General features: G+C 53.2%; 9 protein-coding genes and 2 pseudogenes. 9 read left to right on the top strand and 2 right to left on the bottom strand.

Features of this window, described 5'->3' with window-relative positions; translation table 11 throughout:
• Positions 1–274 precede the first annotated feature (274 nt).
• The 4 genes from V8J83_RS18995 to V8J83_RS18980 all read left to right on the top strand — a co-directional run bounded on the left by V8J83_RS18995 (position 275) and on the right by V8J83_RS18980 (position 4712).
• A complete protein-coding gene (locus tag V8J83_RS18995; protein WP_339988108.1) occupies positions 275–3148 on the top strand; it encodes a sensor domain-containing protein in 2874 nt (957 codons plus the stop codon).
• A gap of 490 nt (positions 3149–3638) precedes the next feature.
• A complete protein-coding gene (locus V8J83_RS18990; protein ID WP_339988107.1) occupies positions 3639–3764 on the top strand; it encodes a hypothetical protein in 126 nt (41 codons plus the stop codon).
• Positions 3765–4249: 485 nt separating this feature from the next.
• Positions 4250–4468: a hypothetical protein gene (locus V8J83_RS18985; protein WP_339988105.1), complete on the top strand. Its 219-nt coding sequence runs from the start codon at positions 4250–4252 to the stop codon at positions 4466–4468.
• Positions 4469–4574: 106 nt separating this feature from the next.
• Positions 4575–4712 carry a hypothetical protein gene (locus tag V8J83_RS18980; RefSeq protein WP_339988104.1) on the top strand — a complete coding sequence of 46 codons (138 nt, stop codon included), beginning with the start codon at positions 4575–4577 and terminating at the stop codon, positions 4710–4712.
• A gap of 72 nt (positions 4713–4784) precedes the next feature.
• Here the strand turns inward: V8J83_RS18980 and V8J83_RS18975 are convergent.
• Positions 4785–5147, bottom strand: a pseudogene (locus V8J83_RS18975) (integrase core domain-containing protein); the annotation flags it as partial.
• 431 nt (positions 5148–5578) lie between these two features.
• On the opposite strand from V8J83_RS18975, the gene V8J83_RS18970 reads away from it, so the two are divergent.
• From V8J83_RS18970 to V8J83_RS18955, 4 genes and pseudogenes are all read left to right on the top strand, one after another.
• Positions 5579–5854: a transposase gene (locus V8J83_RS18970; protein WP_339988102.1), complete on the top strand. Its 276-nt coding sequence runs from the start codon at positions 5579–5581 to the stop codon at positions 5852–5854.
• 20 nt (positions 5855–5874) lie between these two features.
• The gene (locus tag V8J83_RS18965; RefSeq protein WP_339988101.1) at positions 5875–6321 is read left to right on the top strand and encodes an IS3 family transposase; all 447 of its coding nucleotides are present in this window, start codon (positions 5875–5877) and stop codon (positions 6319–6321) included.
• A pseudogene (locus V8J83_RS18960) lies at positions 6285–6897 on the top strand (IS5 family transposase); the annotation flags it as partial. The gene V8J83_RS18965 and the pseudogene V8J83_RS18960, both read left to right, overlap by 37 nt.
• A 557-nt stretch (positions 6898–7454) precedes the next feature.
• Positions 7455–8569, top strand: a protein-coding gene (locus tag V8J83_RS18955; RefSeq protein WP_339988100.1) for an IS3 family transposase whose coding sequence is annotated in 2 segments (ribosomal slippage) — positions 7455–7704 and positions 7704–8569 — 1116 coding nt in all. Because the reading frame shifts where the segments join, the coding sequence is not laid out codon by codon here.
• Positions 8570–8662: 93 nt separating this feature from the next.
• Here the strand turns inward: V8J83_RS18955 and V8J83_RS18950 are convergent.
• Entirely contained in the window at positions 8663–9340 is a 678-nt protein-coding gene (locus tag V8J83_RS18950) for a hypothetical protein (protein WP_339988099.1), read from the bottom strand.
• A 1117-nt stretch (positions 9341–10457) separates the two neighbouring features.
• Here V8J83_RS18950 and V8J83_RS18945 point away from each other — a divergent pair.
• The coding region (locus tag V8J83_RS18945) for a hypothetical protein (RefSeq protein WP_339988097.1) at positions 10458–10646 on the top strand (189 nt) is incomplete at its 3' end.

Below are 10646 nucleotides of genomic sequence, written 5' to 3'. Positions count from 1 at the left end.
CGGTCAGGCCGCACAGCGCTTTGGGGTATCGACCGCCCGCGCCGGCAAGCATCGTTCCAATGGACCAGAGGCCAACGATGCACTAACAATCAAACCGGACCACCCGATGGGGGCACACCAATCCAAAAGCTGTACCGCTGTCGCGATACAACTCCAGAAAGCGGTAACTCCCGATCAAGTAAGGGAGGGTTCAACTACGCTTGTTAACAAAGTCTTTACTATACTTGCGGCATTTGGATGGCAATCAACGCATCACGCGCATGGAGCCCCCTTAGTGTCCAAGCTTCAAAAAATTCCACTGTCACCGACGCCTGTGACTGAAACGATCTGCTTGCCGAACACTTTTCCAGCTATGTTTCACATCTGCGATATGCGCGGGCGAATTATACAGGTCAGCGACGATTGGCTGACGGCACTAGGATACGCACGCGAGGAAGTGATCGGCCGAAAGAACGTGAGCTTTCTTACAGACGACTGTGCCGCAACATCCCAAACGCTAATGCACGTGTTGTTTAAAGACGGGAGCCTAGACGATCTAAGCAATGAATTCGTTGCGAAATCAGGAGCAATCGTACCAGTTAGTCTTTCTGCACAAGTTCTATTGGATGACGCTGGCCAAAATATCGGGACAGCAACTGTTCTCAAGCACGTCGGCGCGGAAAGCGGGATCATCGAAGAACTGCGCGTCAAATCCAATCGTCTGCAATCCTGCATCGAAGGCACAAACGCTGGAACCTGGGAGTGGAACGTGCAGACCGGCGAAACGCGCTTCAACGACCGTTGGGCCGAGATCGTGGGCTACCGATTGGAGGAACTGCGTCCGATCTCGATCGATACCTGGCTAGCACTCATACATCGGGACGACCTGCAGCGATCAAGCGACGCATTGAAGCGGCACTGGGACGGCGAGACCGACCAATACGACATCGAAGCGCGAATGCGCCACCGTGACGGACATTGGGTATGGGTACATGACCGTGGTCGCGTATTCACGTGGACGGATGACGGGAAACCAGAATGGATGTTTGGAACGCACTTCTGCCTTGATGAGCAACGAATGCGGGCGCAGCATGCTGAGCGCATGAAGCGCCTGTTGAATCGGACGGGCCGTGCGGCAGGCGTGGGAGGCTGGGAACTCGATCTCGAAACGAATGAGCTCGTTTGGACAGAGGAAACGCGCCGCATTCACGGCGTCGGCAAAGACTATGTTCCAAATGTGGAAGATGCGCTTAATTTCTATCCACCCGAAGCGAAGGAACCGCTTTCGCAGGCAGTAAATAGGGCAATGGAAGACGGAACTCCCTGGGATTTGGAACTTCCCTTTGTCCGCGCGACGGGAGAGCGCATCTGGGTCAGAGCGATTGGCGAAGTCAAGTTTCTCGGCGCCAAACCCAGACATCTCTTTGGTGTTTTCCAGAACATCACAGACCGTGTGCGTAGGGATGATGAACTATTAAAAGCGCGCGAAAAGGCACAGAAAGCCCAGGAACGTTTGTGGGCAGCCGTCGAGGCGGTCCCAGATGCCTTCGCTCTATACGACTCCGATGATCGCGCTGTAATGTTCAACCAGAAGTATCGCGATCTCTACTCGGACTCTGCCGTAGCGATCGAAGTAGGACAGACATTTGAGAGCATTCTGCGCGAAGGGTTGCGCCATGGCCAATACGTCGAAGCAGTCGGTCGAGAAGATGAATGGCTCGAGGAGCGGCTCGAACGGCATCGGAACCCATCGGGTCCCATATCTCAGCAGCTACCGGGCGACCGTCATGTGATGGCGCATGAGGCTCGGCTCGCCAACGGGGATACCGTCGGCTTTACGGTTGATGTGACGCAGCTTAAGCAGCAAGAACGCGAGCTGCAAAGGCGCGCCAATGCGCTTGAAACCGCGGCCGTGACGGACCCACTGACCGGATTACGAAACCGTCGCGGACTTGACGACTACATTTGCAGCCTCGCCGAAACCGCAAATGGCGCCTTTGGCATTGTTCACCTCGATCTTGACCGCTTCAAGCCGATCAATGACGTCTTCGGTCATGCGGCCGGAGACAACCTGCTTCGCGCAGTGGCAGAGGTTCTTACTTCGAGCGTTCGCGAGGGCGACTGCGTTGCGCGGGTCGGTGGCGATGAGTTTGTTCTTGTTCTGAATGGACCCTGCACGAAAGACATTGCCCAAGAAGTCGCCGACCGCATCATCGCCCGGTGTCGGGAGCCATTTGCCTGGCAAGACAAAGTGCTACACTTCGGTATTAGCGCCGGGATAGCGATTGGTGGCGCCGCCGATCTGCCAAACTTGCAAGAAGACGCGGATATCGCACTGTATGAAGCAAAGCGATCGGGAAGAGGCCGCCACCACATTTTCGGCGAACTGCTTCGGCGTCAGGTCGAAGATCGGAAGATCCTATCAGACGATCTTCTCCTGGGCATGGAGCGCGGTGAGATCGTCGGTCACTATCAGCCGCAGATCTGCGCAAGGACCGGGGCCATGATCGGAGTGGAAGCCTTGGCGCGATGGCAGCATCCAACGCGTGGTCTTCTATATCCCGAGGATTTTCTTGACATAGCTGATGACCTCGGCCTGATCAGCGGCATCGATCAAACCGTCTATCTACACGCTATCGATACGGGACGACGCTTCAGTGAAATAGGAATTCCCTTGTCCAAAGTCTCAGTCAATGTCAGCCTCAAGAGGTTGGCCGAAACAAGTGACCTTTCATGGCTTGAAGGCGCCGGAAACTTACCGTTTCGCCTCAACCTCGAAGTCCTCGAGACGCTGGATGTCGATAAACACTTCGAGAGCATTGAAGGCCTGCTGGCGCATCTGCGCGAGAAGGAGATCTCCATAGAAATTGATGATTTTGGAAGCGGGCATGCCTCACTTACATCCCTGCTCAAGTTCAAACCGGAGCGTATCAAGCTTGACGGGGAGATCGCACGGGCCTCTGTCCAACAAGGCTCTTGGGCACGCGAAATGGTGCAAGCCATTGGCGACATGTGCCGCAGACTTAATATCGCAATGACGGCAGAAGGCTTGGAAACGCAAGAGCAGGTAGACCTTATGTGCGCGATGGGTTGTGATACTTTGCAAGGTTACCATTTTGGCCGCCCAATGGCGCGAGATCATCTCGAGGCCTCGATGAAGTCCACTTAGCTACAGTCCGGAGCAATCGCTGCCGCGCATGCGCTGTCCTATGTAGAACCGACTGCTTTCCACGCAGCAATATCTCATTGCTTTCACAGAGTGCGAATGGCTGCTGTTCGCGCTGAACGTGGCGACTGCAGCTTCATCCCGCAATCTACCGGTTCGCCGTTGGTCTGATGTCGCGCCTGCCGCGAAAGTCCGCAATGCGGGCTGCGGGTGCAGAATGAAGCGGCAGTGATCAAAGGCTGCTTTGGGCCGAAGAATGTCGCTTTGAAGCACCCTGATCTGGGACCCGACACTTCAGTTTTTGACCGAAAAGACTGCGAAGCCCATAAGTCCTAAATGCGATCGACAGTCAGCATTTGTTGTCCCAGCCTGAGGCTGAGAGCAGCGGAAGCTGCCTAATTCTGCTGCACAAACCGCATCCCGCGGAGATCCTGACTCCAACAAAAAAACGACTTAAGTTGCTGATATAAAGCAGCTTTCAGACCTCGTCACCTTGGCCACCAATCTGTTGATCCTGCAAGGCGATGCGGAACTCAACGATCCGCTCTTGCCCGGCCCGATTGAGACGTCACCGCCCTATCCGACGACCGAGGATGGAGAGGAGGAAACAACGGAGTGACCCGCGGCTAGCAGGTCTGGTGCGGGGCTTAGTTCACGAGACGGATGACATCCGGTATGGAGGTGCCGCTTGATTCGAGCGCGATGTAAATGACGCCAACAAAAAGCACCAGCCCCGTCGCCACTTGGACCACGGCTGGCATTCAAGCGATCGATGCGACGCCATTTACACATTATTAAGGATCAGACGGTACAACTGGGCAGATACTCATGTATACAGGTGGCCAGCACTAAATTTGAACGAAGTAATCGCGACAACATCCGATGCGACCGCGTCAGCCGAACGAAACCAAATGGAACAAACGCGTAGAGTTCTTGAGCGCGGGCTCGTTCGCCTTTTCCAGAAATGGACTGTGGAAGGGCACAGACAACCGCTCAGCGCATAGTCTTGGTAGAAAACCCAATTTGAGATATCTTACTTTGGTTCCTTTACCCGGTATTAACTAAATCTATGGATTCCTCTTCTAGTCAAAGGGGACATCCAGAATGGCAGACGAACAATTCTTCAAACAGCTTGCGCAGCTCATTGCTGTATCCTCAGAATACAACATGCCGCTTTCCCGCGATCTAGAGGAGACGCTGTACAACGCAGTCGCGATGGATCTCGGGCTTAGTCCGAAACGTGTGGAGATAATGGTAAAGCTGCACTCCAAAGAGGGTGTCGCCCCAACTGATGTGGAACGCTATTGCGCTTCACTAAACTAGGCGACAATCCGCCGGAATTTCTTAGTTGGAAACCGCGCGAGCCTGCGTTAACCCTACGTTAACCCAGCTTAACGATTCTGCAGGCACTCGAAAACGGAGTGAAACTATGGAACGCACGCAGCTGGCCGTTCACGCGTCGTCCTATAAAAATCAGCTGCGGTTCGCCATCGAGATGGCGGAACTAAATGGCTTCCAACATACTGCAGAAGCACTTCGCGCTGAGTTGGACCGGCATAGAAATTGACCTGCCCCCGGGATACTCGTTCATTCATAAGGAGAGTTTGCGGGTCTGGTTTTCATATTCTTCGTCGTCAGTTTAGGCAAGCGCGTCGGGCGCGGAGCCCTCAAATTGCTCAAGCGTCCGGCGCGCTTCTGCGGGTGGTTTGTTGGCAAGCGACGAGTGCGGCCTGATGTTGTTGTAGTGGTATCGCCAGAACGCCAGCTTTCGGCGGGCATTTTCCAGGCTGTCGAACATCTCCTCGGTCAGAAGCTCATCGCGCAGGTTGCCATTGAATGACTCGATGAAGGCATTCTGTTGGGGCTTGCCAGGATCGATGTAGTGCCAGTCGACGGCGTTTCCGTTGGCCCATTTCAGGATCGCCCGGCTGGTTAATTCGGTGCCGTTGTCGCTGACTATGCTGACCGGTTTGCCATAGAGCCGGACCAAGGCGTCAGCTTCGAGAAGCGAGCTATGAAAGCTTAAGTTGCCGTCCACAAAACCGGCAGCAGGCCAGTGGAACGCTTCTGCGTATCTTTATATTGAGCGACAATCCGCCGGATTTTCCTCATCACACACCGTCTATGTCTACGTTAACCTGGCGTTAACCCAGCTAATTGATCCTTTAGCCACTCTAAAACGGAGTGATACTATGAAACGCACGCATCTGCCCCCTCACGCGTTGTCCTATGAAAAGCAACTGAAAACCGCGATCGACTTGGCGGAACTCAACGGGTTCCGACACACGGCGAACGCACTACGCGTAGAGTTGTGTCGGCACAATCAGGACTACGAGAATGCCCCTTTTCTGCCCGCCGCTTCGTAGGAGAAGTGGTCCCAGAAAACTGGACAGTCGGCTAAGGTGCATCCCAAACCTTTGAAGGGATACGAGAATGGCAAAGCGCCGTAATTTTACAGATCAGTTTAAAGCCAAGCTGGCGTTGGAAGCTCTGCGTGGCGACAAGACGGTGCAGGAGATCGCGGCGAAGCACCAGCTGCACCCCAACGAGGTCAGCACATGGAAGCTGCAGGCCATTGACGGGATGGCGGATGTCTTTTCCGGCGGAAAGCAAAGCGGCCCGACAGAGGCAGAGGTCAAAGAGTTGCACGTCAAGATTGGGAAGTTGGCGGTTGAGAACGATTTTTTGTCGGAAGGGCTCAAAAGGTGAGCCCGGCAAAGAAGCGGGCCATGATCCAGCGCGATCACCCTGATTTGAGCATCAGTCAGCAATGCAAACTGGTGCAGCTGTCGCGTTTGGCCTTCTACTACACGCCGGTCGGGGTCGACGCGGACACGTTGGCGGTGATGAAAGAGATAGACCGTGTCTTCACAAAGTATCCGTTCTTCGGCAGCCGCCAGATCGCGGCCTATCTGCGCCGGGAAGACGTTGTCGTAGGCCGTCATCGCGTCAGGCGATTGATGGCCAAGATGGGCCTGGAGGCGATCTACAAACGGCCCAAAACCAGCCAGCCGCATCCGCAGCATCCCGTCTATCCGTACTTGCTGAAAAAAATGCATATCGACCGGCTCTGTTGTACAAATCTCGTGAGAGATTCATCTTGTGAATCCAGCATGGTCGCCGGGATGCATGAGCAGACCCATACCGTGGGTCGAAGGGCCCGCTGCACCTGTTAATTGATAGCACCGGGATCAAGGCGGAGGGCGAAGGCGAGTGGTACGCCCGCAAGTATGGTGGTCCCAAGCGGCGCGTCTGGCGCAAGATCCACTTGGGGATTGATGAGGAAACGCTGGAGGTTCGGGCCGTGGAGATCACAGGGAGCCACATCGGTGATGCGCCGGTCTTACCCGACCTGCTCAACCAGATCCCGGCGTACGAGCAGATCGGAAGCGTCACTGCCGACGGTGCGTACGACACCCGCAAATGCCACGATGCAATCGCTGACCGCGGCACCCACGCTGTCATCCCGCCCCGCAAGAACGCCAAACCGTGGAAGACCGTCACCGCCGGCGCGGTCGCACGAAACGAAGCACTGCGGGCATCGAACTACCTCGGTCGTGCCCTCTGGCGACGATGGAGCGGATAACCACCGCCGAAGCCGCGTCGAAACGAAGATGCACTGTGTGAAACTGCTGGGGCAGCGCCTCATGGCACGGGCCTTCGACCGAGAGGTCGCGGAGCTTCAGGTCCGTATCGCCGTTCTGAACGGCTACACCGCGCTCGGCATCCCTGTCACAGAGCCCGTGGGATGAGTCTGTCCGGGGAAAGGGGAACCCCGGCCATCAGCCGATTTGTGCAACAGAGCCAGTTTGCTCCATAATGCCGCAAAATTCGGGAGCAAAGCGTTTACAAATCTAGGGGCGCGTTATGGGGCTATAACCTCCTACTTTGTCATTAACTAAGTATTAGGAAGAATTCTTTAAAATCGAGTAATGATTTAGGGGTATCAGAATGGAACATCACTCGCTCATGCTCTCGATTGCCGACTTGTTGGAAAGCTCCCAACGCAACGGCCTAAATATCACACCAAAATTTAGAACAGATCTGATAAAAGCAATTGCTAGGAGCGTATGCATGCCAGAGAGTGAGGTAAGTGCAACTCTCTGGCTCTATCAAGCTAATTCAGTAAACCTATCGATCGAGCGCTCCATGAATAAGGTGCAATAATCCACCAAAAGTGGTGTGCCCCCATCGGGTGGTCCGGTTTGATTGTTAGTGCATCGTTGGCTTCTGGTCCATTGGAATGACCTGCTCCCCAGAAAAGTCCGGTGTTTTGAGTTAGCCTGCTCTCCAACTAAGGAGACAGACGATGAAGAGAAGCCGTTTCAGCGAAGAACAGATCATTGGGATACTGAAGGTGCATCAGGCTGGGCTTGGTGCGAAGGAGCTTTGCCGCAAACACGGTGTCAGCGATGCGACATTTTACAAATGGCGTTCCAAGTATGGCGGCATGGAGGTGTCGCATGCGAAGAAGCTAAAGGCACTGGAAGTTGAGAACGCCAAGCTGAAGAAGTTGCTGGCTGAGCAGATGACGGACGTGTCGACGCTCAAGGAAATGCTGGGAAAAAACTTTTGAGGCCCGGCTCACGCAGAAACGCCGTGACCTGGCCCATGAAAGAGAAGCGATACAATCAAAAGCGCGCCTGTGCGTTGGCTGGTATTGATCCACGGGTCTATCGACGTGTTGCGAAGCGGCCAGCGGATACGGAGCTGCGTGGGCGGTTGAAAGAGCTGTCGTCTGAACGGCGACGCTTTGGCTATCGTCGGTTGCACATTCTGCTGAAGCGCGAAGGTTGGCACATGAACTGGAAGAAGCTGTATCGGATCTACCGCGAAGACGGATTAACAGTCCGTAAACGAGGTGGACGCAAGCGCGCAGTTGGCACCAGAGCACCGATGGCGATCCCGCAAGGGCCTAATCAGCGGTGGTCGCTCGACTTCGTGTCTGATAGCCTGTCCTGCGGTCGCCGGTTCCGTATCCTCAATGTGATTGATGACTTCAGTTGCGAATGTCTGGCCGCTGTGGTCGATACTTCGTTGTCCGGCGATCGTGTTGCGCGTGAACTAGACCGGATCACTGATATGCGCGGCCATCCCGGCATGGTGGTCAGCGATAACGGCACCGAGCTGACTTCGAATACGATCCTGAAATGGCAAAAAGACCGCAAGGTTGATTGGCATTACATCGCGTCCGGCAAACCAATGCAGAACGGGTTTGTCGAAAGCTTCAACGGCAGGATGCGCGACGAATGCCTCAATGAGCACCTGTTCGATAGCCTACGCCACGCCCGCGACCTGATCGCCGCGTGGCGCACCGACTTCAACCACCACCGTCCGCACATAAGCCTCGCTGGCCTGACGCCTGCGGAATATGCTAGCCGGTCAAAAGAGGACCAAAACCTGAACAGAGCTAACTTGAATTAGCGGACTCAAAGGGGAGTAGGTTACGTCATACGAAATAATTGGCTATGGCGCGCAAATCCTAAATATATTGCGTGAAAAAACAAATGTCACAAACTAAAAAATATTCTTCGGCAGCTTTTTCAAAGTGTCATACCTTCGCCAAATACTGTATATTTCCTCGCATGCAATTATTGCGCGTCTTTTGAATTTTTGATTTGATGAGGGAGCACGTGTAACCATAGCGGCTGTCAGGTCAACTACTATGCAAAGGTGTGGTGCAATCCTTTCACAATCCTTTACTAGAATACAATAAATCAATGCGGTTAGCTTCCGATAATACGACCGAATGCATCGAATATGCCCTGGCGGTAATGTAAGCATCATCATACCGCCTGCATAAGTACCAGTTTCGTAGTCACCGATAACCATCGAGTCTAAACAAGCCTCTACAGAGACCCCTGAAATTCTATTTGATATTACTGCCGGACTGCCAAAATCATACTTTGAAAAGCGCCTTGCAAATATGCCTCTATATGTCTGCGCAATACTAAGATTATTTCGCAGTAAAGCCGCGTCTTTTTCTGAGTCATTGCGAATTTGGTTCTCAAGTTTCATTATCCACTTATCAAGTTCTTGACCGCGAACGGACGGTTGACTTGTCAGGCACTGCAATTTTGCTCTAAGCTCTTGATCTTCCGTAGCCGTGTGGTCTGATAAGAATCTTGCCCTCCTGATTATGGCAAGGCGTTGAAGCTTATCTGGCTCACACATGAATGCCGCAAGCTGGTTCACTGTAACCTTTGGGTGCGCGTATATTGATGGTTTAATGCAACTCTGCGCCAAGCTGTGCCTTAGCATCTTTCGCTGTTCCAACTGATTCTGAGCGAACATCATCTTCAACTTTCCGATGTGTTATTGGTCTCTACCACGCTCCATCAATGTCGTTTTCAACCGCATTGACGGGCGTTTGGAGGAGGAGGGTGCGGGTAAGTTCGGAATTCAGAGCCCCCTTGGCGATGCTGGAGTCCTCATCGTGCCGCCAATTCAATTATTCTTCCGTGTTTACGTGATTTTCTATCATTGACTGTTGATTTTTATAGCGTCGCACTGCAGTGTTGCCAATTCTTGATTTTAACTTGCTTTCTTGTATTATGAAGCGTAGTAGTTAACGATTGCTTGAGAGGAGAGTAATTCCATTAGTACTTGAATGAGTTGTTTGTATGGAGCCAAGGGCTGAAGGTCTTTGTGCGCTTCTTTTGAGCTGTGTAATGCCAGTCCACATCCGTGGCGTTGGCGTTATTGGGGGTTGCCCGACTGGTGAGTCCTCTATCATTATCACTCACAATTCTGTTCGGTTACTATAGATGGGCACCAGCGCCTTAAGTTCACGCGCAACTTATGTCCCTGATATGCTGGTACCGGCCATATGACACTGTTTCTCAAAGCGGCGATAATCATCTGCCGCCAAGATGCGGAGCCGTCGGGATGCGCCAAAGATGTCGGAACGGAAGTCCGCCGACCAGTGCTCGCACTGCCTCGGCGCGTCAGGCATCGGTTTCCGTGGGCCACACGCTCGTTTCCGACCCGGTCTTCGCTTGATCCGCGCCTCCGTGAGGCGGCTCGTTCGCATCGCCTTGCCTCTTCGACAGGTTGAGAAGGCTCTTCATTATAACGAGGCAAGTACTGGGGGCGGGTCGTCTGGTGTGCCCATTTCTGAAAATAAAAATAATAATTTCAGAAATTTTTTTCGTTATTCTAATATTTTTTGACGACATTTTTAATCTTTGATATTGATCCATGTAAAAGTATATATATCGATCAGTGTATAAGTGATATCATGTTAATAATGCCTTCACTCCGTTGCTTTACGTTTTTGCTTAGTTCTTTAATTAGCGGAGAGAATCTACTTATGGGTGTATCAGAAGTCGGATCGCAGGCCCCAGAAATTGAGGTGCACTCCAGCCAAGATCTACAGGATGCCTATGCAACGCTGTCCACCACACCCGGTGGCGGCACGATTTACCTGACCGGGAACTTCTCGCCGGACGATCAGATCTTTCTGACCAATGGCGGATCGAATCCGGTTCACATCACGTCC

The sequence above is a fragment of the Gymnodinialimonas ulvae genome (assembly GCF_037543845.1).
In the GTDB taxonomy this organism is placed as follows: domain Bacteria; phylum Pseudomonadota; class Alphaproteobacteria; order Rhodobacterales; family Rhodobacteraceae; genus Gymnodinialimonas; species Gymnodinialimonas ulvae.
Note: the sequence above shows the minus strand (reverse complement) of the source record. Positions and strands in the feature narration are given on the sequence as shown.

Excerpts from the sequence above, each read along its gene's own strand:
- V8J83_RS18985 (WP_339988105.1), top strand. The coding sequence starts at position 4,250 with ATGGCAGACGAACAATTCTTCAAACAGCTTGCGCAGCTCATTGCTGTA.
- V8J83_RS18980 (WP_339988104.1), top strand. The coding sequence starts at position 4,575 with ATGGAACGCACGCAGCTGGCCGTTCACGCGTCGTCCTATAAAAATCAG.
- V8J83_RS18970 (WP_339988102.1), top strand. The coding sequence starts at position 5,579 with ATGGCAAAGCGCCGTAATTTTACAGATCAGTTTAAAGCCAAGCTGGCG.
- V8J83_RS18965 (WP_339988101.1), top strand. The coding sequence starts at position 5,875 with ATGATCCAGCGCGATCACCCTGATTTGAGCATCAGTCAGCAATGCAAA.